Here is a 26698-nt window from a genome sequence, read left to right on the forward strand (position 1 = left end):
GCAGGCGCCATGGCGAGCGACGACGAGAAATCCGAAGCGCTGGAAACCTTCCTCAAGGACTCTCTGCACGCCCTGGAGTCACTGGAAAAGGTTCAGGAGCTCGAAGACGAGGATCAGGACGGATCCAGCCCACAGGAAGGCACGGCATCAGAGCAGCGCACGGATGCCGATGGTGACGAGGAGCCGAACCTTCTCGACCGCCTGGCTGGCTACACCGGCTCCGCCTACAAGATCGCCCGGCGCACCACCGGCACCTCGCTCAAGGTGGGCCGAAAGCTCATGGGCAGCCAGGATCAGCTGCGCATGATGCTCGCCGCCGGTGAATCCCTGCGCGACCTGCGCGAGGTGGCCGGGCTCACTGTCAGCGACCTGGCCGAGTCTCTCAATCTCCGCGACAAAAGCCTGCTGGAAGCCGCCGAGGATGGCACCGCCGCCCTCCCCTTTGAACTCATCCTGCGCCTGGCGGCCGTACTGGCACGCAACGACCCAGTTCCGTTCATCCTCAGGTACACCCGCGCCTACAGCCCGGATACCTGGCGGGTACTCAACGACTGGGGCGTGGGCCGCCTGCCACTGCACTTCGAGCGCGAGCGCGAATTCATCAATATCTACCGGGGCCGCGACGAAGCCCGGGAACTCTCGGACGAAGGCTTCAAGCGCGTACTGGAGTTCACCCGCCAGTCATTCGAGATGTCCCTGCACTTCGTGGCCGAGGAAGAGGAGCGTCTCAACGAAGCCCTGGATGACCTGGAAGCCGAACGTGACGCCGCAAGGCAGGAAGGCCGGGAACCGGCCACGCCCAAGCGCGAACGGCGCCATCGCGGTCAGTCGCAGAAGCAAACCGAGGACAGCGCCACTTCCAGGACCGCCGGGAACCAATCCGGAAAGAGTAAGCAGAAGCAAAGCAGCAACAGCAGCAGAACGACGAGCGGCCAGTCCCGGAAAAAGACCGGCGGAAGCGGCCGTCAGTCAGGTGAGTGAATCCAGCGGCGTCACCTGATCCCCCGGCGCCTCACAGATCCCCTTCTCCGTCACAATCACATCCACCAGCGACGCTGGTGTCACATCGAACACCGGGTTGAAAACCGCCACTGAGTTCGGCGCCAGCCAACGCCTGCCGGAACGCCGCAGCTCCGTACCATCCCGCTCCTCGATCTCGATCCGATCCCCACTGGGTGTCTCTGCATCCAGGGTTGACGATGGCGCCACGACCATCACCCCCACACCATAGTGCCGGGCCAGGATCGCCAGCGGCAGGGTCCCGATCTTATTCGCTACATCCCCGTTCGCCGTAATCCGGTCCGCCCCAACCACGACCCAGTCCACTCTCCCCTGAGCCATCAGCGTCGCCGCCGCGCCGTCCACATTGAGCGAACAGGGCATCCCCTCGCGCTCACACTCCCAGGCTGTCAAACGCGCCCCCTGCAACCAGGGCCGAGTCTCATCCATATGCACACAGGTAAGCGCACCGCGCTGAAACAGCTCCCGCACCACGCCCAGCGCCGTCCCCTGGCCCCCGGTAGCCAGCGCCCCGGTATTGCAATGCGTCAGCACCTGCGCCGGCCCTTCACGCTCAGCCAGAATCCGATCCGCCCCGAGCACACCCATGGCCCGGTTCGCCTCCGCATCCTCTCGGTGAATGGCCAGCGCTTCCGCCTCAAGCATGGTTATAAGATCAGCCGAATCCGCCACCTGCGCGAGACAGGCACGCATCCGCTCCAGCGCCCAGACCAGATTCACCGCCGTAGGCCGCGCCTGCGCCAACCAATCCATGGTGGCACCCAGCCGCGAATACCAATCCGGTGCCTCCGCGCAACTGCGGGCAGCCAGAACCACCCCATAGGCCGCCGCAATCCCGATCGCCGGCGCCCCGCGCACCTGCATCTCATGAATCGCCCGGTACACCCCCTCAGCATCCGAATACGCCTGCCACACCTCCTCAGCCGGCAACAGCCGCTGATCCAGTACCTCCAGAACCTCGCCATGCCATCTAAAAGGGGTTACTTGATCCTGTGTCATTCAGAACGATCCTCAATCAACTCAATAAAGACAAATCCGCGGGCGCAAACCTAATCGAGGCGCTCAAAAGGCGGGTATGGGGTACGGCTCTCCGGGAAGCTCTGGAGCCATGGGTCAGGCCAAAAGGCCTGACGGGTTGCCATGGATGGTAACCCAGGACCGTCACGCGGAGCAGGATCGCGTAGCGTGACGGGCGGAAGAGCAGCCTACATGGACGTACTCGTGGCGATTCCCGGAGAGCCGTACCCCATGGCCGCCCGCAACAGGCCAACAGTCTTGAGACAAGGCAAAGCCATGGGACCCAAAGCCACCATCCGTTATACTTTCGAGTCTGAAGCCACAGGGCACCACCCACAAGTCCCTGAAAGCCGAGACCCGAAACCAGCAACCGAGCACTCCATGAGCCAGATGCAACCAATCGACCAACTCATCAGCGCCCGCTGGCTCCTGCCCATGACCGACCGGCAGGTCCTTGAACACCACAGTGTCGCCATCCAGGGCAACCAGATCCTCGATATCTGCCCCACGAACACCGCCCTGGAACGCTACCAGCCCAACCAGCACCGCGACCTCGGCGACCAACTGCTGATGCCCGGGCTCATCAACGCCCACGGCCACGCCCCCATGACCCTGCTGCGCGGCCTCGGCAACGACCTGCCCCTGATGGAATGGCTCCAGGACCACATCTGGCCCGCCGAGGGCCGCTTCGTGGACGAAGCCTTTGTGGCGGACGGCACCCAGCTGGCCATCGCCGAAATGCTGCGTACCGGCACCACCTGCTTCTCGGACATGTACTTCTTCCCCGAGACCATTGTGGAAACCGCCCAGCAGCACGGCATGCGCATCCAGTCCACCTTCCCGGTACTGGACATGCCAACCCAGTGGGGCAGCGGCCCGGAAGAATACATCCAGAAAGGGCTGGCCCTGCACGACCGCGTACGCAACAGCAACCTGGCCACCATCGCCTTCGGCCCGCACGCTCCCTACACCATTTCTGACGAACCACTGCGGCGCATCGCCACCCTGGCCGAGGAAGTCGATCTGCCCGTTCAGATCCACCTGCACGAGACCGCCGGGGAAGTGGATGACAGCATCCAGAACCACGGCCTGCGCCCCACCCGCCGACTGGCGGAACTGGGCCTGATCTCGCCGCGCACCCAGTGCGTGCACATGACCCAGGTGGACGATCACGACCTGAAGCTGCTGCAGGAAAGCGGCGCCCACGTGCTGCACTGTCCGGAAGCCAACATGAAGCTCGCCAGCGGCGCCTGCCCGGTGCAGCGCCTGCTGGATGCCGGCGTGAATGTAGGCCTGGGCACGGACGGCGCCGCCAGCAACAACAATCTGGACATGTTCGGCGAGATGCAGAGCGCCGCCCTGCTGGGCAAGCTCAGCACCCTTGAGGCCGGCGCCACGGACGCCTACAGCGTCCTGCGCATGGCCACCATCAACGGCGCGCAGGCTCTGGGCATCGACGACCGGGTGGGGACGCTTGAACCCGGCAAACAGGCGGACATGATCGCCGTGGACCTGGGCGATATCCTGGCACAGCCGGTCTACGACCCGATCCCGCATCTCGTCTACAACACCAACGGCCGCCAGGTTACCCATACGTGGGTCGCCGGCGAACCCCGGCTGATCGAGGGTGAGCTCCAGCGTATGGATCTTCACGGCCTGCGCGAGCGGGTCAACCAGTGGCAGCGCCACATCGCCGCAGCCGACCAGCACTGAGGACAGCGCCATGACCCCGAACGTCGACCAGAACGAAATCGCCAAATTCGATGCCATGGCCCAGCGCTGGTGGGACCCGGAAGGCGAATGCAAACCCCTGCATGAAATCAACCCGCTGCGCCTGGGCTACATCGAGCAGCACACCGGCAGCCTCAACGGCCAGACCGTGCTGGACGTGGGCTGCGGCGGCGGTCTGCTCAGCGAAGCCATGGCCCGCCGCGGGGCGACGGTGACCGGCATCGACCTGAGCCGGGAAGCCGTGGGCGTCGCTGACCTGCACGCTCTGGAAGCCGAAGTCACCGTGGATTACCGCGTGGAGGATGTGGAGGCGCTGGTGGAACAGGAAGCGGGCCGCTACGACACCGTCACCTGCCTGGAGGTCCTGGAGCACGTACCGGATCCGGCCGCCACGGTCGCGGCCTGCGCCCGCCTGCTCAAGCCCGGCGGCAGCCTGGTTGTCTCGACCATCAACCGCAACGCCAAGTCCTGGCTCTTCGCCAAGGTGGGCGCCGAATACGTGCTCAACCTTCTGCCCCGTGGCACCCATGAGTGGAAACGTTTCATCCGGCCTTCCGAGATGGACCGCCACTTCCGGCACGCGGGCATTGAGACCCGAGACACCACGGGCCTGACCTACAACCCGGTCACCGGCCAGTACCGGCTCGGGCGGGACATCGACGTTAACTACTTCATGCACGGCATCAAGCCGGAGGCCGACGCGTGAGCCGCTTCAGCGCCATCCTGTTCGACCTGGACGGCACCCTGCTGGATACCGCACCGGACTTCATCTGGTGCCTGAACACCCAGCGTGCACGCCACAGCCTGCCCCAGCTGGACGAACACAGTATCCGGCGAGTGGTCTCCAACGGAGCCCGCGGGCTGGTTCAGCTCGGTTTCGGGCTGCGCCCCGGCGATCATGGCTACGACGACCGCCATGCCGAGCTTCTGGAACTGTACATCAGCCATATCGCCGTCCACACCCGGCTTTTTCCGGGGCTGGCCGAGGTTCTGGCGCACCTGGAGGCGAAACAGGTGCCCTGGGGCATCGTCACCAACAAAGCCAGCCAATACACGCTGAAGCTGCTCGAGGACATGGACCTTCTCAAGCGCTGTGCCAGCGTCATCTGCCCGGATCATGTGGCCAACACCAAACCGGACCCGGAACCGGTACTGCTGGCCGCTGAGCAGATCGGTGTGGCGCCTGAAACCTGTCTCTACGCCGGTGACCATCGGCGCGATATTGAATCCGGCCTGGCCGCCGGCATGACCACCGTGGCCGCACGCTACGGCTACCTGGGCGCGGATGAGAACGTGGCGGACTGGAACGCCCACCACATCATCGACCACGGCCGCGAACTCTTTCACCTGATCGACACCCACCGACCCGAAACGGATTCCGCATGAGCGCACAGACCATCGAGAACTACCAGCCCACAGCGGACCTGTTGAAGGACCGCATCATCATGGTCACCGGCGCCGGTGACGGCATCGGCCGGGCCGCAGCAAAAGCCTACGCCGCCCATGGCGCCACCGTTATCCTTCTGGGGCGCACCATTAAAAAGCTGGAAAAGGTCTATGACGAGATCGACGCCGCTGGCCACCCGGAGCCGTTGATCCTGCCGCTGGATATTGAAGGCGCTGGCGCGGCGGACTATGACCAGGTGGTGGAACGCATCGAGGAGGACTTCGGCCGACTGGACGGCCTGCTGCACAATGCCAGCCGTCTCGGCGACCGCACGCCGCTGGAGTACTACAATCCGGAGGAATGGGAACGGGTGATGCGCACCAATGTAACCGGTGCCTTCCTGCTCAGCCAGGCCATGACCCCGCTGCTGCGCGCCGCTCCGGACGCCTCAGTGATCTTCACGTCATCAAGCGTGGGCCGTAAGGGGCGCGCCAACTGGGGCGCCTACGCCATCTCCAAGTTCGCCACCGAAGGCCTGATGGAAACCCTCGCCGATGAACTGGACGATGCGCGCACCGCCGTGCGGGTGAACAGCCTCAACCCCGGCGCCACCCGCACCTACATGCGCCACCTCGCCTACCCGGCCGAGGACCCGGCCAGCAACCCGGAACCGGACGCCATCATGGGCGCCTACCTGTACCTGATGGGCCCGGATTCAAAAGGCGTAACCGGCCAGCAGTTCGACGCCCAGATCAAGCGCTGAGCGCGGAACGGTCCTCGCCGCCAAAGGCCTCCAGCAGCGCCGGAACCAGGCGTGACAACTCCAGTGTCATCAGGCTGAAGGCGGCATCAAAGCGGGCGACGCGGTCATCCCCGGCATCGTCGTCCAGCTTCTCCTTCAGGTCATCCCCGAAGCGCAGCCGACGGATCGTCAGCTCATCGTCCAGCATGAACGACAGCTGATCCTCCCAGTCCAGCGCCAGCCGCGTCACGCTCATGGCGTTATCCAGATGGGCACGAACCTCATCCCCATCCAGACCCACGCCCTTGATGCGGACCACACCGCCCTGCTCCTCATCATCGCGCAGTTCACACTCATCCGCTGGCACCAACCCAGCTGGAGGATGCGCTTCACCGCGTAGCCATTGGGTCATAGTGAACGCCGGCGATTGCTGTACCGCCGGCGGGCGCACCGGCATGGAGCCCAACGTCTCACGCAGCTCCGAAAGCAGTGTCTCGGCCGCGTTACTGGCAGCGGAGTCCACCACAACCAGTTCCTGGGACGGCGCAATATAGGCATGAATGAACCGCGACTTGGTGAACGCCCGGGGCAACAGTTCCAGCGTCACCTGCTCCTTGATCTCCGTCTTATCCTTGCGCCGCAGCGGTTGCCCCCGCTCTTCCTCAGCCGCGGCAACGCGCTCATCCACCTCCTCGCGGATCACCGCCGGCGGCAGCACCTTCTCCTCGCGGCGCAGGCAAACCAGATGGCACTCTCCGGACGTAAACACCAGCTGATCGCCATCACGCCCAAGCGGCGACACCCAGCCCATACGCTCGGTGTCCTGGGGCCCGCAGGGCTGGAACGCCCGCTTTGCCAGCGCCTCCTCCAGGGCCTCGGCGGACCACTCGAAGGCTTTGGTGATACGATAGAGACGCGCGTTACGAAACCACATGAACCAGATCCCCGGCATTGACCAAACAGGGCCGGGATTATCCGGGGGAAGCCAGCACCATGTCCACAGGCACCAGCCTCTATTTCTACATCACTGAAAACTGCGAACTCTGCGAACAGGCCGAACAGATCCTCGTCCGCACCCCACTCGAGACCCCCATCCCGGTGGACGTCGTCGACATCAGCGAATCCGAGGAGCTGGTGGAACAATACGGTGAGCGCATTCCGGTTCTGCGTATGGAACCTGAAGGAAAGGAACTGGACTGGCCGTTTACGGCGGAGGATGTGATCGCGTTTCTGGGAAACCACTGACCGATAGTCGTGTGGGCTGGGCCAGATAAAGGGGGCGTTACTATCGCGGCTGTAGCCGCGACCCCCACGCCCACTCACCAGAAAAATGTTAGACTACCCCTAACAGAAACCTTGGGAGGATAGAAAATGTTAATGGTCGTCTCACCCGCCAAAAAACTCGACTACGAAAGCAAGCTCCCCACGAGCAGCTACTCCCAACCCCAGTTCCTCGAACACAGCCGGGAACTGATCGACGACCTGAAACAGCTGGAACCCCACCAGGTCAGCAACCTCATGGGCATCAGCCAGCAGCTCGGCGAACTCAACGCCCAACGCTATCAGGAATGGCACACCCCCTTCACGCCCGACAACGCGCGCCCGAGCGTCCTCGCGTTCAAAGGCGACGTCTACGAAGGCATGGCGCCGGAAAAGTTCACCCAGAACGACTTCGACTTCGCCCAGCACCACCTGCGCATCCTCTCCGGCCTCTACGGCGTGCTGCGCCCGCTGGACCTGATGCAGCCCTACCGCCTGGAAATGGGCACGAAGTTCCAGAATGCCCGGGGCAAGGACCTCTATGCCTTCTGGAAGGACACCATCACCGCCCACCTGAAGAATGAGCTGGAACAGGACGACGGTGTGCTGATCAACCTCGCCTCCAACGAATACTTCAAGGCCGTGGATCACAGGAAACTGGGTGCCCGCATCATCACACCCCAGTTCAAGGACTGGAAGAACGGCCAGTACAAGATGATCAGCTTCTACGCCAAGAAGGCCCGGGGCATGATGGCCGCCTACATCATCCGCAACCGCTTGACCGATCCAGAGGATGTGAAAGGCTTTGATACCGACGGCTATGCGTTCAACGAAGAGCTGTCCAATGGGGATAACTGGGTATTTACGCGGGGATAGAATGCCCATCGCGACCGAGGGTCGCTCCTACAGGCCATATGTCCTGTTCACAATGAACCAGGACCAAGTCTCTGTAGGAGCGGCGCCCCTCTCGTGACCCCCCAATTGCCTGCCGGCAAGACTTCGTCCGAGACCGGCCCTTCTGTTGACCTGAGCCTGAATGCTAGGCTTAGCATCAAGAGGGTCGAGCCAAAACCAGCCCTCCATCAAACAATCTGAAGACTGATAAAGGGAATTATCATGAACCAGTTGAGCACTAAAGGACTATCCCTCCTGAAAACTCTGGAAGGGTTCCGCAATGCTCCGTACGACGACCAAACCGGTAAAGACACGGATAGTTGGGTCGCGGGAGCGACTGTCGGCTTTGGCCATCTAATCGACAGAGATGAATGGGATGAGTTCAAGGATGGAGTTACCAGGGAAGAGGCTGAGCGACTGTTGAGACAAGATTTACGTCCTTTCGTTAACGCTGTCCGGAACAAAACCCAAACGCCGTTGTCCCAGCACCAGTTTGATGCATTGGTGATCTTTACGTTCAATATAGGTCGAACAGCTTTTAGAAACTCGTCCGTACTGAAACTGATCAACAGGCCTCAGGCAAACACCCAATACCGGAACCTGGAATCTGCCTGGAAAGCATGGAACAGATCTCAGGGACAGGTCATGGAAGGACTCAAGCGCCGCCGGGCGATTGAATGGCAGCTTTTTGAATCAGGGAGATATCGTAAATGACAGGGATTGGTTCACTACTGAAACACCAGGTTGCCGTATTACTTCTGGCCATTATGGTTCCAATGTTCGCATACGGGCTCGACAACCCGGACAAACCGGATCTGGTAGCATCCTTCCAGTCGCGTGCCGAACCTTATAAGGAACGAATCAGGAACAAGTCTGAAACAACCCAACAATACCGGAAAGCCTATTCAGACTATCGGGTATTTCTTGAAAAGGAACTCGAGTCCTCATATCAGAAGCTGATCCAAGCACTGCCTGACTCGAGGACGAAGTCTTTCAAACGTTCCCAGAAACAGTGGGCAGCATTCCAGGACTCGGAGTTCAGATTTATTGACGATAACTGGAGTCACACCAGCTTCGGCAGTTCATCTGTCATCTCCCGGGGCGGCTACAAAACCCAGGTTCTTGAAAACAGAATAATCCTCATCCTCCAGTATCTTCAGAACTATTAAGGCGGCCATTTGCTAAGGGTGGTTGAGGGCATGGGAGGCCCCTACAGCTCAGTATAACGCTCCCCTTGCAGGAGCGTACCCCACACGCGGTTCCTTGGTCTCCTTGCTCCTGCAAGTAAATGCCTGCCGCTGTACCATCGTCAAGGTGTCTCCACTCCCGCAATCCGCAACGCTGCCCGGTCAAAACTGTACAGTGGCTCAGCCCCCATGGACCGGGCCTTGTGAGCGATCAACGCATCCGGCAACCCAAAGCCAGTCTGGTCCACAAAATCGCAGTAGGCAGCCCATACCACCTGCTCATCCTCAAAGCCGAAGCCCGGTTCCTCCAAAAGAGCGAGCACAACCCGGGCCAGTTGATCCCGCGACAACCGGTAGCGTTTGCCGGCCAGCGTCCAGAGCGTTTCGCAGAGAACAACATCAGTAATCAGAACCTGCGCAGTGGCTCCAAGGCACGCTCTGGCGCGCCGCGTCTGCTCTGGATCATCGTTCAGCAGGTGGCGAAGCAGTACATTGGTATCAATGGCCACCATCCCTGGACTGCTGGATTCCGTCATCCCTGGACTCCTCTTCACTGAAACGCTCATCCGGCTGGATATCCCTCAGAAGGCCGTCACTGGCTCCTGGTGTCTGTTTGATCAGGGTGATGTGCCCATCGTGTTCCAGAACCTTGAACTCATCACCACTGCTCAGACCAGCCCTGTCACACAGGGATTTGGGAAGCGTAACCTGACGCTTGGAACTGAGTCTTGTCATGGTTTCCCCCAAGAGTTGGATCCCAACATAGTAAGAATTTACCATTCCAGACCCAGTAAAGCCATGCACCAGAAAATCGCGACCAAGGGTCGCTCCTACGCAATATCGTCCTCCCTTCGTAGGAGCGCGCCCTGCGCGCGATAGATCAAACTTTCCTTTCAGATCGGCGGCATCTCGCCATCCAGCCGATCCAGATGCCAGTCCTCCGTGGGCTTGTTCAGGGGCAGCTTCAGGGCCACAACGTCTTCTTCCTGATCGTAGGTGACCGAGAACCCGAGCGCCCTGGCAAGACCGGCCATGGCCTCATTGCCGGGGAGGACGTGACCCACCATCTCGAGGGTGCCGCGGGCCTTGCAGTAGCGGATCATCTTCTCCATCAGGATCCGGCCCAGACCCTCGCCGCGCAGATCGTCCCGCACCATAACGGCAAACTCGCACTGGATGTTGTCTGCATCCGTCCATACACGCACGGTGCCAAGGGTGCGTTCACTGCCATCCTCCAGCCACTCCGTGGCGATGAACACCATCTCCCGGTCGTAGTCGATCTGGACCATCCGCGCGATGTCATCGTGGGTGAAGCTGTTGCGATACTGGAAGAACCGGTACCGGATCGTCTCCGGGGATTGGCTCTGGTGGAACTCCAGGTGACCCGGCTCATCCTCGGCGCGGATCGGGCGCACCAGAACCTTGCGGCCGGACTTCAGGCTGACCCACTCCTCCAGCTCACGGGGATAGGGCTTGATCACCGGCCGAACCGGCTCGCCCAGATCAATGGCCACATCGCAGGCCACGGCACCATCCTCCCCAAACAGCAGGGGCAGGATCTCCAGCCCTCGGATCTCGGGAATGTCGCTGTTGATCTGGGAGAGCGTTACCAGCGTCTGGCACACGGCCCGGATGTCCTCCTCCGGTTTTGGGCTGTACTCGCGCAGCAATCGGTAAGCATTACTGCGCGCCAGCAGCTCATTGGCCAGGTTCATGTTCAGCGGCGGCAGTGCCACGCGCCGGTCGCTCATGATGTTCACCCGCGCGCCGGCGGAGCCACACACGATCAGGGGCCCGAAGACCGCATCCCGGGTGAGACCGAGGCTGAAACCAATCCCCTCCAGCCCGGCATTCGTCTGGTGCATGGCAAACCCCAGGAAGCCGCTGTTGGGGAAGTGCTTGCGGTACTGCTCCATGAGCGTCTGGCAGGCATTGGAGATGGCCGCCTCATCATTGAGCCGGCGGATGGTGTAGCGGTAACGCCCACGGCCGGAGGTCTCCTCCAGGTACGGATGGCAGCCGCGCTCATGCAACAGCGTGATGTTCACTGGCCCGCCCCACTCACGGAACGCCTCCACAGCCTCCTCTTCATCGTCGCAGTAGGCCGTCTCCAGGGTCTGGATGCCGTAGGCGGCCACCAGCTGGCGGGCCTCGCGGTTGGTCAGGTGGTTGCGGCGGCTGCGGATCACCTTCTGGACCATCTCCCGGGCCTCCTGGCGATTCACCTCCGGTTCTACCCAGGATTCCGGTGTCTCCGCCAGCAGCCGCTGGCCACGCTGGTGCTTCACAAAGTGCATAAAGGCACGGATCGCCTTCTCCGGTGAGAAGAAGGTGGGCACCCCGGCCTCGTAGAAGGCATCCCGGGCGTCCAGAACCGTGCTCTGGCCCAGCCAGCAGGTGAACACATTCAGGCGCTGGCGCCGGGCCACCTGCATCACCGAATCCGCAATGTGCAGGGTGTCCTCCAGCAGCGTGGGCGTGTACATCACCAGCACATTCGCAATGCCCGGGTCCTGCCCCAGGATCTGGAGGACATCCGCGTAGAGCTGGGGCGAGGCGTCATAGCCCAGGTCCAGTGGGTTGCGCACGCTCAGATAACCGGGCAGGCGCTGCTCCAGTTTCGCCACCGTCTCCTCGGAAAACTGCGCCAGCTCGCCCCCCTGGTAAAGCAGCCGGTCCACCGCCAGCACCCCGGGGCCCACGCCGTTGCACAGCACCACCAGCTCCTCACGGCGCACCCGGCGCATGCGTGAGAGGCTCTCCAGGGCATCGAACATCTCGTCCAGGCCGTTCACCCGCAGCACACCGGCACGCTGGAGCGCGGCATCGTAGATCGGATCCGTCTGGGTAATGCCATCCGGGAGTGTGTGCGGCAGATACTCGGACTCCGGGAAACGGCCACTTTTTACAGCGATCACTGGTTTGGAGCGCGAGGCGGCCCGTACCGAGGAGATGAACCGGCGCGGGTTCGGGATGTGCTCAATGTGCAGCAGGATCGCCCGGGTCCCCGGGTCCTCCGCCAGGTAGTCGATGAGATCGTCATGGGCGATGTCCACGCCATCCCCCAGGGTCAGCAGGCGCGAGAACCCCACACCCCGGGCAAAGGCCCAGTCGATGACCGCACTGGCCACGGTACCGGACTGCCCCACGAACCCAATCTTGCCGGGCAGCACGCCCATGTGGGCGTAGGTGGCGTTCAGCTGCGTGTCCGGCGACATGATGCCGATGGTATTGGGCCCCAGAATCCGCACGCCGGCCTTCTTGGCGGCATCCCGCACCGCGTACATCAGCGGTTCGCCATTGCGGCTGTAGGAACGGGACATACCACCGGTCATCACCATGGCGGTCCGCACCCCGCATTCGCCCAGCTGGCGCACCAGCTTGGGCACGGTTTCCGGCGGCGTACAGATGATCGCCAGATCCGGTGCCCAGGGCATCTGCTTGATGCGGCGCTCACAGCGGATGCCGTGCACCTTGTCGTACCCCTGGCGGTTCACCACCAGCAGCTGGCCCGGGTAATCCCCGGCCATGAGGTTGCGCAGCACCATGCCGCCCAGGCTTGTAGCCCTTTCGGACGCCCCGATGACGGCAATGGAACGCGGATTGAACAGCGCATTGAGATGCCGGGTGGACATACAGCCCCTCTTTCAGACCCTTTCCAGACGCCGGATTGCTTGCCACATCCATCCGCGCGGCTCACAATCCCTGTCAGAAGTGTAACCTGCATGGCGAGGCGCGACGATGGCAACAGCCTACTTCCATCACCCCGACTGTGAAAAACACGATATGGGGGATGACCACCCGGAAAGCCCGCGGCGCCTGAGCGCCATCCGTGAACACCTGCAGCAGACCGGCCTGTGGGAGCAGCTGGCCGTCAACGAAGCGGAAGAAGCCTCCCACGATGAACTGCGCCGCGCCCACCCCGACCGCTACATCAGCCAGCTGGAGCAGATGACGCCCAGCCAGGGCCGCATCATGGCGGACCCGGACACGGCCATGAACCCGCACACGTTCCGTTCCGCCAAACTCGCGGCGGGCTCCGGCATCCAGGCCGTGAACCAGGTGCTCACCAACCAGGCGCGCAACGCCTTCTGCGCCATCCGGCCGCCGGGCCACCATGCTGAACGCAATCGCACCATGGGGTTCAGCTTCTTCAACAACATCGCCATTGCTGCTCTGCACGCGCTCACTTTCCACCATCTGGAACGGGTCGCCATCCTCGACTTCGACGTCCACCAGGGTAACGGCACCGTGGACATCTTCCACCATGACCCGCGCGTGCTGCTGTGCTCCAGCTTCCAGCACCCCTTCTACCCCTTCAAGCACAGCCACGGTATGCCCGGGCACATCCTGAACGTCCCGCTGGAACCAGGCACGGACAGCGCCAGCTACCGCAAAGCGGTCACCGATGGATGGTTTGAGGAACTGGCGGCCTTCAAACCCCAGCTGATCCTGGTGTCAGCGGGTTTCGATGCACATCGGCTGGATCCACTGGCGGATGTGAACCTGGAAACCGAGGACTACACCTGGATCACGGAAGAGATCACCCGCCTCGCCTGGGAACTGTGCCGGGGACGGGTCGTGTCGATGCTGGAGGGGGGTTACCACCTGCAGTCACTCACTGAAGGTGTCGAGGCGCACATCCGCGGGCTGATTGCCGCCAGCTGATCACTCCCGGGCGATGTCCGCCTCATAGCGGTTGCGGAAGAGCCGCTCCATGGTGCCGTCCTCGTGCATGCCCTCAATGGCCGCGGCAATGGCCTCCGCCGCCTCTTCCCGAGGCGAGGATCGGGACATGAACACTTTTCCCTTCAGGGTATCCAGCCGCATCAGGGTGCGAACCGGCGCCCCGGAGCCATCCGGATTGAAACCAGCCGGGATGGCCAGCTCCGACGCCACTACCGCCCTCAGCCTGTCACGCTTCAGCAGCCTAAGGCCATGGGCCACATTGTTGACGGGAACCTTACGAATGGCCTCATTAGCAGCAAAGGTGTGCCCGTACCAGGTACCGCTGAGATAACCCACGTTCTCGCCTGCCAGTTCGTCCAATGAGTCAATGGGCTCATCCCCGGCACGCCCCAGAGCCAGAACCTGCACGTCCACCAGGTCAGCCACGGGTTCTGCGATCTGATTAATGCCGGGCGCGACGAAGGTGGGTACGAAATCCGCATGCCCCTCCTCCATTTCCAGAATGGCACGACTGTGGGGGCGGATCTGGTAACGGATGGGGATATCGGTACGACCGCGGATCGCTTCCACCAGATCCACAAGCAGACCACGGCGCTCGCCTTCCGGCGTGCGTTCAGCCCAGGGCTCTATGGCCGCGAGGCTGAATGTGACGGGGTCTTCAGCGGTGGAGTTGGCCTGCAGGGCAGCAGAGCCCAGCGAGACCAGCAAAACAAAGGCACCGTACAACAGGGCACGCAGCATGGATGACTCCAGTCCTCAGGCTCGCCCTGAATTAAAGCACAGGGACTGAAATCCGTCATCCCTCAGCCGGCGTCGCGCTGGCGCAGGAAGTCCAGGGCCTCTTCGCGGATGCCTTGCCAGCCTTCCTTGACCGTGCGTAGAAGCCCGGCAACTTCGTCCAGTTTTTCCACGTCATTGCGCATGCTGGCTTCCAGCAGAGCTCTCTCCATGTAGTCGTAGAGCCTCTCCAGTTCACCGGCCAAATCCCCGCCTTCTTCAAAATTCAGGGAGCCACGTAGCACGGCCACGATCTCCATGCTCTTGTTGATCAGATTTCCCTTGGCCGCGTAATCCTTTGCCTCAATCTTGCCCTTCGCCATATTAATGCGTTCAAGCGCCCCATCCAGAAGAAGCTGGACCAGCTTGTGGGGATCCGCATCCGTGATGCTGGTCTGGGTGTTAACCTGCTGGTAAGCCTGCAGTGCGTTCATGGTGTTACCCCTGTTGCCTGGCTTGGTTGTTCATGATCAGGAGGCGACGATCACCCGCCGCCAATCATCCCGCTGCCGCCGCTCATACCCGCCAGTTGCTGGCTCAGATACTGCTGCGTGCTGTTGAATTCGGCAATCCGCGCGTCCGCGGAGCTGAACTGGCTCGTCAGGCGTTCGCGGTAGGACTGGATACGCTCATTCAGGTCTTCACGCTCCTGCGCAATGTCGTCCAGTTCATTATTGAGTGCATCCGTACGGGAGCTCAGGGCACCATTGGAGCCGACCATGTTGGAAACGGTATCGACCATCCGTTCGCTCACACCCTGTATGAACTCAACCGTCCCACGATCACCGGTCTGGCTGCCATTAATGCGCACCTGGATGCCGTCTGCCGCATTGTCACTGCTATCCGACAGGCGCAGCACCCGACCATCACCTTCCGCCGTAGCGCCATTAATGGTGCCCGCAACGTCATTGCCTGTTGTTCCCGTCTCAACGGCCAGCCCGAACTCTGCCTCGGTGTTGGTATCAACGCTGGTGATGGCAACATTTGAGTCGCTGCCGTAACTGCCCGAGGTAAACGTGAGACTGCCGCTGCCATCAACGCCAACATTTACGCTACGGTCCGCCGAATTCAGCGCATCATTCTTGTTGAGCTGGGTCTGTATCTCAGTCGCAAGCTCCTGACGGGTATAGGTGCCCGCGGTCAGCTCGATGCTGGCGCTGGTCTGCCCGTCAACCTTGAACGTCAGGCTGTTGTTGTCCGCATCAACATTGATACCGGTCGCCGGAGTCTGGTTACTGGACACCAGCTGCCCCTGGGTCGCGGCCTGGCTTACGTTGATACTGTATTCACCCGCCTCGGTGTTCACACTGCTACGGACGAATTCCACCTGGGAATCGGATGTGCGGCCCTGCTCCGCGAAAAGCGCTGTTACATCGTCTGGATTGGCTTTCAGCTCTTCCTGAAACTTCTGCGAGTCAAATTCCAACTGCCCGGTCTGGAAATCCGTGCTGATGCCCACATCCGACAGACTGCGGACACTCGCATTCTCAAGACCCGGAACGATCTGGTTGAGCTCCCGCTTGAGCTGGTTCTCAACGTTCCGCACCGTGGCATCACCAGTCAGCAGACTGCCCCCGCTATCCTGACTGAAAGAGGTCAGCTCATTGACCGTGCTCTTGAAGGCATTGAACTTGTCGACGAACTTCTGGACCTTCTCGGCGACCGCGCCGGTGTCCTGGCTGACTCCGACGGACGTCGTGCCAGTTTCCTGAAGCTGGAACGTCAGTCCATCCACGACACCTTCCACGCTGTTGGAAGAACGCGTCACGTCAATGCCATTCACGCTCAGCTTGGCGTCCTGGGCAGCGACGGTCTCTTCCATGTTCTTGGTCGTGTCGTTAAATGCGAACTGTGATAGCCCCGCGTTGTCGGTATCGTTACCGTCGGAATCCGCAACCGAGATGGTTGCGCCGTTGGCCGTACCGCTTTCGTCCGACGACAGGGTCAACCGATAGCCATTACCCGTGTCCACGATACCGGCCGAAACGCCCGCGTCGGATTCATTGATGCTGTTGGCGAGCCCCTGAAGAGTGTCGTTGCTGCCATCGACTGTAATATTGGTCGTATTATCGCCAGTCTGAATCGTAAGCGTGCCCTCCCCGACGCTCGTGGTATTGCGGTCCGAGAACGAGCCGGACGCGAGGGACTGGTTGGTCGCGAGCTGCTGAACATCGAGGCTGTAGTTGCCCTCGCTGGCATTGGCGCTGTCCACGGAAACGCTGACACTATCTCCGTTGGTTGAGGCGGAATACGACTGCATCGCTTCCGGGGAGCCCAGTTGGCGCATGGGAAGCCTGAGATCGGTCACGGCACTACGGATCTTGCCGAAAGCCGAAATCATCGCCTCGGTTTCTTTCTGCTCCTGATCCAGGCGCGTCTTGGCCGGGCCACGCTCCGCCTCGACCAGTCGATCAACAAGGTCGGCGTTCAGAACACCCGAGCCTACGCCAAGGGATGATATGCCGCCCATGAACAACCTCCTCCCGAAGGTACTGTTACCTGTCTATAGAGTGTAACGGCCAATTGCGGCAAAACTTTGCCTCTTTACCGCCGCAAACCTGTTACTGATTGTAAGCAGGCCGGGTTTTGCCGTCTTTTGGACGATCAATGCACACCGCATGCCACCACTGGTCGTACGGCCTCCGGTAGGAGCGAGCTCGCTCGCGATCAACAACATTGAAACCAGAACCGATCGCCTGCAAGCAGGCTCCTACACACCAAACAGGCCCCCGCAAAAACAAAAAAGCCGCCATCCCGGAAGGATGACGGCTATCCCTTGAACCTCTGTTCTACAGGGCTTTACACCTTGATGTTCAGCAATGATAGAGGCTCGTCCTGCTGCAGATTCTCAGCCAGCTTGAGTGCCAGGTCATCGGGAATCTGGCGAACCACCTCATCAGTCTGCTGGTCGATGACGCGAACCACCGTCTGACCGGTGTCGTCGTTCACGTCAAACTCCAGGTCCCGCTGCACGGACTGGACGAAATCATTAAGGCGCGAGACCGCCTCGTTCAGCTCTTCGCGGATGGCTTCGCTCCGTTTTTCGGATTTTTCAGCCCGGGTTTCCCCGCTCCGCCCCGCTTCAATCGCCGTCACAGAACCGTTGTCACTACCTTCCCTGCTTGCGGAGGGCTGTGATGATGGCGCTGACACCCGCCCCGATTCGGGCTTTTCCAGGGCCTTGCGGTTCGGGTCGGGGCTGTTCAGGTTTATGTCACTCATATCACACCTCACCAGTGCGGTTACGCGGCCTGAACGCCACCCCGAAGGGTGGCGGCTGCCTTAACGTCCCGCTTACTGCAGGAGGGACAGGACCTGCTGCGGCGACTGGTTCGCCTGGGCCAGCACCGAGATACCGGCCTGCTGCAGCACGTTCGCCTTCTGCAGTTTGGCCGTCTCGGACGCAAAGTCCGCATCCAGGATCCGGCTCTTCGACGCCTCCAGGTTCTCAACGTTGTTGTTGAGGTTGGTGATGGTCGACTCGAAGCGGTTCTGGACGGCACCCAGTTCACTGCGGAAACCGTTGATCTTGTCCAGTGCACCGTCAACGCGAAGGATCGCATCATTGGCATTGGCAACAGTATCAACGGATGCTTCATTGAGGCTGCCATCGTCTACCGCTGCATCTGTGGTTGCATCACCAAAGTCGCCGGCATCCAAGGGGTTACCCCCGGTGATGGTTGCATCATTGATGGTCAGGTCTTCGGTCGAACGAAGCTCAAAGTCAGCATCATCATTCGATGCATCCGGCGAGAAAGAAGCGTATGCAGCATTGCCGAGTTGATCGTTGACTTGACGCGCCACCTCATCAAATACGGCCTGCTCATTGATCGCTGCATCACCATCAGCCTGATCAAAAAGGTCATTACTGAGGGTCAAAGACACATCGATCTGGTCACCATCGCCAACCGTTACAGAAAAGGCATCGGCGCCAGCATCGCCTACGGCATCAGTGAATGTTGCAAAGTTATCTGCATCCAGGTCGCCACTGTCTGCAAAGGCAAGCTGTCCGGTGTCACCGGTACGTGCACTGGTATTCAGGTCCACACCGATGGTCTGGCCCGCGTTGGCGCCCACCTGGAAGTCCTGACCGCTGAGGGTGCCATCCAGCACGTTCAGGCCGTTGAAGTCCGTCTGGCTCGCGATCCGGTCGATCTCTTCCAGACGCTGCTGCACTTCATCATTCAGCGCGGAGCGGTCAGTGTCGTTGTTGGTGGCGTTCGCCGCCTGTACCGACAGCTCACGTACGCGCTGCAGGTTATTGGTGATCTCATCCAGCCCGCCTTCAGCGGTCTGCGCCAGCGAGATACCGTCCTGCGCATTCCGGGTGGCCACGTTCAGCCCGCTGATCTGGGATTCAAACCGGGTTGAGATCGCAAGACCCGCCGCGTCGTCCGCCGCGCTGTTGATGCGGAGGCCCGAGGACAGGCGCTCCAGCGCCTCGTTCTTCGTCGACTTGGACGCGTTCAGCTCGTTCTGGGCATTGATCGATGCCACGTTTGTGTTGATACCGAGTGCCATAACCGTTCTCCTGCCTGTTCACTCGTTTTAGGGACCGGAGGCAACCACCGCCGATCCGATGGTCTCGCCTTCTGGCTTGAGTAACGGCAGAACCTGTCTGGTCTTTAATCCGGTTTCAGCGGATTTTGTTAATGGATGTAACGAAGACAAAAGATCGAGAAAATCTGCACCCATAAAAAAACCGCCACGCCCTGGTGGGAGAGGCGGTTTTGAAGAGCCAGCCGCCGTGGAAGGGGGCGGCTGCTTTAACGCCCTGCTTACTGCAGGAGAGACAGGACCTGCTGCGGCGACTGGTTCGCCTGGGCCAGCACCGAGATACCGGCCTGCTGCAGCACGTTCGCCTTCTGCAGTTTGGCCGTCTCGGACGCAAAGTCCGCATCCAGGATCCGGCTCTTCGACGCCTCCAGGTTCTCAACGTTGTTGTTGAGGTTGGTGATGGTCGACTCGAAGCGGTTCTGGACGGCACCCAGTTCACTGCGGAAACCGTTGATCTTGTCCAGTGCACCGTCAACGCGAAGGATCGCATCATTGGCATTGGCAACAGTATCAACGGATGCTTCATTGAGGCTGCCATCATCTACCGCTGCATCTGTGGTTGCATCACCAAAGTCGCCGGCATCCAAGGGGTTACCCCCGGTGATGGTTGCATCATTGATGGTCAGGTCTTCGGTCGAACGAAGCTCAAAGTCAGCATCATCATTCGATGCATCCGGCGAGAAAGAAGCGTATGCAGCATTGCCAAGCTGGTCATTGACCTGACGCGCCACCTCATCAAATACGGCCTGCTCATTGATCGCTGCATCACCATCAGCCTGATCAAAAAGGTCATTACTGAGGGTCAAAGACACATCGATCTGGTCACCATCGCCAACCGTTACAGAAAAGGCATCGGCGCCAGCATCGCCTACGGCATCAGTGAATGTTGCAAAGTTATCTGCATCCAGGTCGCCACTGTCTGCAAAGGCAAGCTGTCCGGTGTCACCGGTACGTGCACTGGTATTCAGGTCCACACCGATGGTCTGGCCCGCGTTGGCGCCCACCTGGAAGTCCTGACCGCTGAGGGTGCCATCCAGCACGTTCAGGCCGTTGAAGTCCGTCTGGCTCGCGATCCGGTCGATCTCTTCCAGACGCTGCTGCACTTCGTCGTTCAGCGCGGAGCGGTCGGTGTCGTTGTTGGTGGCGTTCGCCGCCTGGACCGACAGCTCACGCACGCGCTGCAGGTTGTTGGTAATCTCGTCCAGCCCGCCTTCCGCGGTCTGCGCCAGCGAGATGCCGTCCTGCGCGTTCCGGGTGGCCACGTTCAGGCCGCTGATCTGGGACTCAAACCGGGTCGAGATCGCCAGGCCTGCCGCGTCGTCCGCCGCGCTGTTGATACGGAGGCCCGAGGACAGGCGCTCCAGCGCCTCGTTCTTCGTCGACTTGGACGCGTTCAGCTCGTTCTGGGCATTGATCGATGCCACGTTTGTGTTGATACCGAGTGCCATAACCGTTCTCCTGCCTGTTCACTCGTTTTAGGGACCGGAGGCAACCACCGCCGATCCGATGGTGTCGCCTTCTGGCTTGAGTAACGGCAGAACCTGTCCGGCCTTTAATCCGATTTCAGCGGATTTTGTAAACGGATGTAACGCCCCGGGGAAATCACTCGCCAAACACGAACAGATCGCTGTTCTGGGAAAACAGCGCATTGCTTGCGCCCTGGGTCGCCGCCAGCCACAGCTGTGACTGCTGCTTCTCCAGCGTCTCGAAACGCTTCAATGAGACCAGGTGGGAATAGATCAATGGCAGGGCGCCGGGCTCACGCAACCGCAGAAAGGACTCATCATCCAGAGCCTTGATCGCCGCTTCGTCCACGGCGTATAGCTGGCTACTGGCCGTGCCTGATGCCTGCCCTCGCGGTTGCCAGGGAACAAGCAGACCCAGCTCGGCGAGAATGTCGGTCACGGCCCAGGTGGTCTGCTGCTGAGCCCGGATCTGCTCAAGAACCCGGAGCGCTGTACACGTCAGCTCCGAGGGTTCACCATCATCCTCGAACAGCGCCAGGCTCTCCTCCTCAAGTACGACCTCCCGCGTAAGCGCAGGGTCCTCTTCATCAATGCCGAGAACCGGTTCACCCTCCGCCGAGTCAATCGAATAGAACGGGTGGGCCCGCAGCACCGCGGGAATGTAGTCAGCCAACCACTTCCCTTTGGCGGATACACAGGGATTCTGGCCCTGCTGCAATCCCATCAGGGCCATGGGAATCCAGGTTCCGTCCTTGGGCATGAAAACAACCGGGAAAAAACGGGCCGCCTGGGGGATCTCCTGCCCCCAGACCGGCACCATCATCCGTTCACGCGCAAAGCTGAAATCGCTGTTTTTCTTGAGTCTCAGGTCCGAGTGGCGCGTGGCATCGAGCACCGTAAGGGCCATGATCCATCCCCCTGCTGTCGTCGGCTCCGGCCCGTCCCCCATCACCCCTGAGGGAATCGATGGAGGCAGAGCCGGATCTTGTCAAAAATGATGCCCACCTGCGCCAGTTCCTCCTGCAGGTGGTCGTGTGTCCTCGCACCATCATAGCACCCATCCGAAATGATCCGGGCGCCCATGCTGATCCGGAGCGCGGACGTGCCATGCCCCTCAACCGGAACCGGCTGACCAATATGGCAGCAGCGAGCCGCGAGGGCGCGCTCTTCTTCGAAAGTCAGTTCCGGTCGGTCTCCGAGGTCATGGTTCAACTGCTCATACAACGTTCGGGTCTGCTCCGGCGACAAATAGCCGCCTTCTGGATGCCGGACCAGGAACGGGAATATGCTGCGACGGCGCGAGAGCTCGCCCCCCTGCATCTCCGAGCGCTGCCACCATGGGCTCGCGGGCTCGAAGACAGGCTCAATATTCGGATCCGCCTGCATCATGCCAATTGTCCCCTCACTGAACCGGTCCAGGCCATTCGACCTGAGGGCCTCCGGAACGCGGTAGTAACGCCGGATCTCCGTCAGGGCGGCCTGCCAGCGCATGAGCATTCCGATCCCGAGGGATGGCCTGGCGTCCGGAAGCAGTGGCTCCCAGAGCCCAAGCTCATTGGAAGCCCGATAATCCGCCAGTCCGCTGGGCAGGTGCCGCCCTTTATTGATCAGCCTTTGGGTAAACGCAGCCGGAAAAACAGTGGCACCACTGAAGGGTGGCCCCGTAAAGAACTTGGAACCCGTGAGAAGAAGAATATCGCCCTGCTCCAGGCAGTATCGAAGATCCGGCGGATCCAGCCGCACCTGGCAGGCATCCATCACCACCTGCAGACGGTCAGGCCATCGGGAACGGAGGCGTTGCAGAACCTCCGTGGACGGTGCCCAGCACCCGAGCTTGGATTGGTCCATCGCGTGCAGAATGACCGAGAATCCGGATTCAATCCAGGCGCTGACCGACCGCTCGATATCCCGGTCCATCTGTTCCGGCCACTTGAGACGGCCATCATCGCTGCGAAAATCGATTCCCTCATGGTCAATCGCGGGCATTCCGCTCAACCGCTCGCCCCGCAAAACCGACTGCCCAAGGCAGGTGGTGGCATCAAAGTGGCGGCCGGTGACAGAGAATGGCGTTCCGCTGCCGGTTTCATCGGCGCCACACACGATGCTCACCCAATTGCCCGGCTGCTCAGTAACAATCGCAGCCACGGCATCCAGTTGGGCGTCGGTCCCGGAAGGCGACAGATGGATGTCCGGTGCCAGATCAGCGAGATGGAACGCCTCAGCAATCGCCGCCTCAACCTGACGTGCCTGTTCCCCAAGTGGCGTCGCCGATTCCTGGCTGATCACCTGGTGTGTCAGTTGCTGCCGGTAATCATCAGCCGCACGATAGGCTTTCGACGACACGGAGGTTGCTGTTGACGAGGCAAAGGTGAAGGCCTCCTCCCTTGGCGCCGGCGAACATCCGTAGCGGTTCAGTCCTGTATCGGGATCAATAACCAGCCGCTCATCCCCATCTTCCATCAGGTGCCAGTAGGTTGCTCTCAGAAGGCGGGAAAAACGGCTGTCGATGGTTTCTCCAAGCGACCGGATGGCACCAAGCAGCTCATCCATGTGCCGCTTTTCCGTGCGGTGATTCACGATGGCCACCCGGATGGCGAGTCGACCATCGAGGCGGGTGGTCGAAGGTGCCGCGAGCCCCTGCAACGAAAGCTGGGTAACAATGGTCCGGTTCAATCGGTCCAGTTCGGACTGCCCACTCTCCTCACATCCCTGGAGCCGGCGGGGAATGTAACGGAGACAGACGATGTTCATCGGAACCGGGGCCAGACACTCAAGATCCGGGCTCTCGTCCACCTGCTGCGCCGTATAGGTGGCAAGCTGACAGTGCTCCCTCACAACGGCCGCAAGCTTCTCGCTGCCAACGCCCTGAAGAGTGAACCAGACCTTGAGCGCCAGAAAACCGCGCGAGAGTTCGGGCCCGAAATCACAGGGCCATGGCGCCCCGGCATCGAGCCCGACCGCCTGCGTCGTGAGGTATTCACTGGGTTCCGAGAACGTCGCCTGGTGCATTGCCCGGTCGCGTACCAGCAAGCCGCCAACGGCATAGGGAGCCTGGAACCATTTGTGAAAATCAAAAGCTAGGGAGTCCGCGGCCTCAATGCCCTTGAGGCCCTCCCGGTATTCGTCAACGAGGGCAACCGCGCCGCCAAAAGCAGCGTCCACATGGAACCAGAGCTCCTCATGGGCACAGACATCATGAATCGCGCCAAGATCGTCGGTGGCCCCGGTGTTCACCGTGCCCACGGTCCCGATCACGCAGAACGGCGTGAACCCGGCTTCCCGATCCGCCCGGATTCTGGCCTCCAAGGCCGAAGCATCCAGCGTGTAATCATCATGCACCGGAATTGGACGCAACGCATCACTGCCAAGCCCAAGCATCTGAAACGCCTTGGCGACGGAGCTGTGCCCCTGGGATGAGCAATAGCCAACCAGGGGGGAGGTGCGCCCCTGGACGCCCTCACGCTTGACCGACTGACCGGTACACCACTGGCGTGCCACTGCCAAGGCTATCAACGTGGCCATGGACGTGCCACTGGTCAGCAAGCCCGAACTGGTTTCGGGGAAACCGAAAAGGTCGCGGCTCCACCGCAGTACCTGTTCCTCAACCTCATGAGCGATATGATCCCTGCCCCCGAGATTGTTGTTCAGGAGGGCAGCACAGAACTCCCCGAGGGCACCGTAGAGATTGCCGCCACCATGCACCCAACCGAAAAAACGCGGATGGGTGTTGCCGTTGCCATACGGAAGCAGTTCCTCCCGGAAACGGCTGATCAGTGATTCCAGTGACTGGGGCTGGCGCGGCATTGGCCCGCGGAATGCCTTCCTGACTGCATCCGGCACCGGGCGCCATACTGGCTGACTGTCGAGCCCCTGGTAATGGGTAACCCCCGCCGCGAGTGCGTCACGGAATGCTCTGTCCAGTTCCTCCCAGTCTCGTGGGTCAAGATCGGTCATGATGGCTCATCGGACTCCGCAGGTACTTCCGCCGCTTCCCGGATCTGCACCCGTTCTGGATGCCGTCCATACCAATCACGGACTTCCCTGGACTTCAGCTCTGCCGCTTCCGGCCCCATAGCCTGCCCCAGGAAGTGCTCCAGGGCATCCTCTGGCCCCGCTATAACCGCTTCAACACGACCATCGCCCAGGTTGCGGACCCAGCCATTCAATGCATGCCGGTGCAGCTCATGCCGCACCCACTGCCGGAACCCCACCCCCTGGACACGCCCACTGAACAATAGCTGGATGGCGCGGCTCGGCGCATCACTGCTGTCAAACCCATCTTCCGTCGCAGGGGTTGATTTACCCGCTGGCAACTGGAATGCCCAGGGTTCAATGCCGGCCTTCTCACAGAAATGGTCGTGCACGGCGACGATCACTTTCCGTGCCGCCTCATTTTCCGGTGTGTTCTGGTCCGTATCGATCAGGAAGCTGCGCATACTGGCATTGGCTTCAAATATGACGATATCCCCCTTGTGCCGGGGATCCGTGCAGACCGCAAAGTCCACCCCGAAATACCCGAGATCCAGGCGCTGAAGGGTGCGTTCAAGATTCTTCCAGACCCCGGGTGCGAAGGTTCCTTCCGGATCTTCCAGGAAGTCCTGCTCATCGTCATAGAGCCAGGGGAACTTCTGGAAGGTGCGATTCGACTCACCAATATGCACGTTCCAGTCGCCGTCATGCCCCACCCGCAGGTGAATCGGGTAAAGCCGCCCACCCACCATGAAGGCCCGATATTTGGGATGCAGCCGATGATCCGGCGCACGCGGGTCGGTGTAGGTCACGTCGTGATACTGGAGCAGGTAGACTTCAGCCGGTTCAACAAGGCGAACCTTGACGTTGGTGGGGTCCTCGATGAGGTGCATGTTGCGGCCATTCTGGAAACCGGCAGCGCGCATGATCACCGGTGCCTCAAGCTCGTGCTGTTCCACGGCCTCGCTGATCCGGTCACCGATTTCCTCTTCAAGGCGCCCCAGAGGGATGCTTCTGGGCACCAGAACGCCCTCCGCGTCACCCAGGCGCTGGGCATTCTCTTCCCGAGTGGTTCTGAGGACTTCGCTGGGATGGTTGATAACCGGCACGTTCATGCGGTCACAGAGCCATTCCGCCTTGTGCAGGGCCTCGGTGCATCGGCTGGCATCCGTGATCCCGTTGTAGATGATGTCCACCTCGGGAATCTGTTTGATCAGCTCGGGGTGATCATCCAGCCGATCCACACTGAAGCGGTAGCGCGTAACCGATTGGGCATCGAGCATCTGAGCCAGGTTGTTGTGCCCCTCAACCGTCGCGAGCACGCCATCCTGCGGTCTATAGCGGTAGCTGCCGCTGGCCACCGTTCCAAGGACCAGGACCCTCATACGCTCTGTTTCATTTGCCTGATTGGCACTGAGAGGCTGTACAAGAGCGGACTCACTGGCCCAATGCTGGCTCAGGGACTCCTTCCCCAACAGCCCGTAGAGGCCGGCAAGCACGCGCGCGGCTGCAGCGGGTTTTTCCACGGCAGCATCGACCCAATGACGCGCGGCGCACAGCGCATCCCAATGGGCACCCGCTTTCGCAGCCTGCCCGATGTACCGTTCCAGTAACGCTTCGTCATTCGGCGACACGCGCAAGGCTCTGGCAAATGTTTCCGCCGCCTCCTTCGGAACACCGCGTGCAATCTGCATCTCACCCAGATAGCGAAGCGCTTCCGGATCCGTAGGCTCAATCTGGAGTACAGCGCGAGCAGCCTTGACAATGGCCTCGAGTCCCCTAGCTCCCCGCATGGTCCGCTTGGCGTCAAACACCTCTGTTGCGGGCGGCGCTTTGAGACTGTAAGCCTTACCATCTCTGTGATTGCCGCCCCCCCTTCCCTTCGAACGTTTGTTCACGGCTACCTTTCTGTCTTTCGCTTTCGCCATTCCATCCTCCGGCAGTAGCTGCACCACCTTAACTATAGCCGGCCTATCTCACACCCTGACCTTCAGGGTCTTAT

At 61.0% G+C, this 26698-nt stretch carries 24 protein-coding genes; 10 read left to right on the top strand and 14 right to left on the bottom strand.

Going from position 1 to position 26698, the window contains the following annotated elements; genetic code table 11:
- Positions 1 to 9 precede the first annotated feature (9 nt).
- Positions 10 to 981 carry a helix-turn-helix transcriptional regulator gene (locus GLW01_RS05665; RefSeq protein WP_151441632.1) on the top strand — a complete coding sequence of 324 codons (972 nt, stop codon included), beginning with the start codon at positions 10 to 12 and terminating at the stop codon, positions 979 to 981.
- Here the strand turns inward: GLW01_RS05665 and mtnA are convergent.
- Positions 970 to 2019, bottom strand: a complete 1050-nt coding sequence (mtnA, locus tag GLW01_RS05670; RefSeq protein WP_160898467.1) for an S-methyl-5-thioribose-1-phosphate isomerase — start codon at positions 2017 to 2019, stop codon at positions 970 to 972. The two genes, GLW01_RS05665 and mtnA, sit on opposite strands and share 12 nt — an antisense overlap.
- 399 nt (positions 2020 to 2418) lie before the next feature.
- Here mtnA and GLW01_RS05675 point away from each other — a divergent pair, with 399 nt between their 5' ends.
- The 4 genes from GLW01_RS05675 to GLW01_RS05690 are packed head-to-tail and all read left to right on the top strand — an operon-like array spanning position 2419 to position 5918.
- Complete coding sequence (locus GLW01_RS05675; RefSeq protein WP_160898468.1) at positions 2419 to 3750, top strand: TRZ/ATZ family hydrolase; 1332 nt, start codon at positions 2419 to 2421, stop codon at positions 3748 to 3750.
- A 10-nt stretch (positions 3751 to 3760) separates the two neighbouring features.
- Positions 3761 to 4474 carry a bifunctional 2-polyprenyl-6-hydroxyphenol methylase/3-demethylubiquinol 3-O-methyltransferase UbiG gene (ubiG, locus tag GLW01_RS05680; protein WP_095617818.1) on the top strand — a complete coding sequence of 238 codons (714 nt, stop codon included), beginning with the start codon at positions 3761 to 3763 and terminating at the stop codon, positions 4472 to 4474.
- Positions 4471 to 5154, top strand: a complete 684-nt coding sequence (locus GLW01_RS05685; RefSeq protein WP_151441635.1) for an HAD-IA family hydrolase — start codon at positions 4471 to 4473, stop codon at positions 5152 to 5154. Before ubiG ends, GLW01_RS05685 begins: the two co-directional genes overlap by 4 nt.
- The gene (locus GLW01_RS05690) at positions 5151 to 5918 is read left to right on the top strand and encodes a YciK family oxidoreductase (protein WP_202405593.1); all 768 of its coding nucleotides are present in this window, start codon (positions 5151 to 5153) and stop codon (positions 5916 to 5918) included. The genes GLW01_RS05685 and GLW01_RS05690 overlap by 4 nt, the downstream gene beginning before the upstream one ends.
- Here GLW01_RS05690 and rdgC read toward each other — a convergent pair.
- Positions 5908 to 6831: a recombination-associated protein RdgC gene (gene rdgC, locus GLW01_RS05695; RefSeq protein WP_160898469.1), complete on the bottom strand. Its 924-nt coding sequence runs from the start codon at positions 6829 to 6831 to the stop codon at positions 5908 to 5910. The two genes, GLW01_RS05690 and rdgC, sit on opposite strands and share 11 nt — an antisense overlap.
- 59 nt (positions 6832 to 6890) lie before the next feature.
- Between rdgC and GLW01_RS05700 the strand changes: the two genes are divergently transcribed.
- The 4 genes from GLW01_RS05700 to GLW01_RS05715 all read left to right on the top strand — a co-directional run bounded on the left by GLW01_RS05700 (position 6891) and on the right by GLW01_RS05715 (position 9220).
- On the top strand, positions 6891 to 7142 hold the full coding sequence (locus tag GLW01_RS05700) for a glutaredoxin family protein (protein ID WP_151441637.1): 252 nt from the start codon (positions 6891 to 6893) through the stop codon (positions 7140 to 7142).
- Positions 7143 to 7268: 126 nt separating this feature from the next.
- Positions 7269 to 8033, top strand: a complete 765-nt coding sequence (gene yaaA / locus GLW01_RS05705) for a peroxide stress protein YaaA (protein ID WP_160898470.1) — start codon at positions 7269 to 7271, stop codon at positions 8031 to 8033.
- 240 nt (positions 8034 to 8273) lie between these two features.
- The gene (locus GLW01_RS05710) at positions 8274 to 8765 is read left to right on the top strand and encodes a lysozyme (RefSeq protein ID WP_160898471.1); all 492 of its coding nucleotides are present in this window, start codon (positions 8274 to 8276) and stop codon (positions 8763 to 8765) included.
- On the top strand, positions 8762 to 9220 hold the full coding sequence (locus GLW01_RS05715) for a lysozyme inhibitor LprI family protein (RefSeq protein WP_160898472.1): 459 nt from the start codon (positions 8762 to 8764) through the stop codon (positions 9218 to 9220). Before GLW01_RS05710 ends, GLW01_RS05715 begins: the two co-directional genes overlap by 4 nt.
- 140 nt (positions 9221 to 9360) lie before the next feature.
- Here the strand turns inward: GLW01_RS05715 and GLW01_RS05720 are convergent, their stop codons facing one another.
- From GLW01_RS05720 to GLW01_RS05730, 3 genes are all read right to left on the bottom strand, one after another.
- Complete coding sequence (locus tag GLW01_RS05720; RefSeq protein WP_202405594.1) at positions 9361 to 9774, bottom strand: PIN domain-containing protein; 414 nt, start codon at positions 9772 to 9774, stop codon at positions 9361 to 9363.
- Positions 9737 to 9973: an AbrB/MazE/SpoVT family DNA-binding domain-containing protein gene (locus GLW01_RS05725; protein ID WP_160898473.1), complete on the bottom strand. Its 237-nt coding sequence runs from the start codon at positions 9971 to 9973 to the stop codon at positions 9737 to 9739. The genes GLW01_RS05720 and GLW01_RS05725 overlap by 38 nt, the downstream gene beginning before the upstream one ends.
- A gap of 158 nt (positions 9974 to 10131) precedes the next feature.
- Entirely contained in the window at positions 10132 to 12873 is a 2742-nt protein-coding gene (locus GLW01_RS05730; protein ID WP_160898474.1) for a bifunctional acetate--CoA ligase family protein/GNAT family N-acetyltransferase, read from the bottom strand.
- Positions 12874 to 12979: 106 nt separating this feature from the next.
- On the opposite strand from GLW01_RS05730, the gene GLW01_RS05735 reads away from it, so the two are divergent.
- Entirely contained in the window at positions 12980 to 13906 is a 927-nt protein-coding gene (locus GLW01_RS05735) for a histone deacetylase family protein (protein WP_160898475.1), read from the top strand.
- Here the strand turns inward: GLW01_RS05735 and GLW01_RS05740 are convergent, their stop codons facing one another.
- The 9 genes from GLW01_RS05740 to GLW01_RS15790 all read right to left on the bottom strand — a co-directional run bounded on the left by GLW01_RS05740 (position 13907) and on the right by GLW01_RS15790 (position 26330).
- On the bottom strand, positions 13907 to 14668 hold the full coding sequence (locus GLW01_RS05740) for a transporter substrate-binding domain-containing protein (protein WP_160898476.1): 762 nt from the start codon (positions 14666 to 14668) through the stop codon (positions 13907 to 13909).
- A gap of 62 nt (positions 14669 to 14730) precedes the next feature.
- The gene (gene fliS / locus GLW01_RS05745; protein WP_160898477.1) at positions 14731 to 15138 is read right to left on the bottom strand and encodes a flagellar export chaperone FliS; all 408 of its coding nucleotides are present in this window, start codon (positions 15136 to 15138) and stop codon (positions 14731 to 14733) included.
- Between the two features lie 50 nt (positions 15139 to 15188).
- Entirely contained in the window at positions 15189 to 17174 is a 1986-nt protein-coding gene (gene fliD, locus GLW01_RS05750; RefSeq protein ID WP_160898478.1) for a flagellar filament capping protein FliD, read from the bottom strand.
- 329 nt (positions 17175 to 17503) lie between these two features.
- A complete protein-coding gene (locus GLW01_RS05755) occupies positions 17504 to 17926 on the bottom strand; it encodes a flagellar protein FlaG (protein WP_160898479.1) in 423 nt (140 codons plus the stop codon).
- A gap of 72 nt (positions 17927 to 17998) precedes the next feature.
- Positions 17999 to 19225, bottom strand: a complete 1227-nt coding sequence (locus GLW01_RS05760) for a flagellin (protein ID WP_160898480.1) — start codon at positions 19223 to 19225, stop codon at positions 17999 to 18001.
- Between the two features lie 257 nt (positions 19226 to 19482).
- Complete coding sequence (locus tag GLW01_RS05765; protein ID WP_160898480.1) at positions 19483 to 20709, bottom strand: flagellin; 1227 nt, start codon at positions 20707 to 20709, stop codon at positions 19483 to 19485.
- Between the two features lie 154 nt (positions 20710 to 20863).
- Positions 20864 to 21634 (bottom strand): SapC family protein, encoded by a 771-nt coding sequence (locus tag GLW01_RS05770; protein ID WP_160898481.1) that lies wholly within the window; start codon positions 21632 to 21634, stop codon positions 20864 to 20866.
- A 41-nt stretch (positions 21635 to 21675) separates the two neighbouring features.
- Complete coding sequence (locus tag GLW01_RS05775; RefSeq protein ID WP_160898482.1) at positions 21676 to 24681, bottom strand: pyridoxal phosphate-dependent decarboxylase family protein; 3006 nt, start codon at positions 24679 to 24681, stop codon at positions 21676 to 21678.
- Positions 24678 to 26330 carry an acylphosphatase gene (locus tag GLW01_RS15790; RefSeq protein ID WP_340162434.1) on the bottom strand — a complete coding sequence of 551 codons (1653 nt, stop codon included), beginning with the start codon at positions 26328 to 26330 and terminating at the stop codon, positions 24678 to 24680. The genes GLW01_RS05775 and GLW01_RS15790 overlap by 4 nt, the downstream gene beginning before the upstream one ends.
- Between the last annotated feature and the right edge of the window lie 368 nt (positions 26331 to 26698).

Source organism: Vreelandella halophila (assembly GCF_009856365.1).
GTDB classification, from domain to species: domain Bacteria; phylum Pseudomonadota; class Gammaproteobacteria; order Pseudomonadales; family Oleiphilaceae; genus Halospina; species Halospina utahensis_B.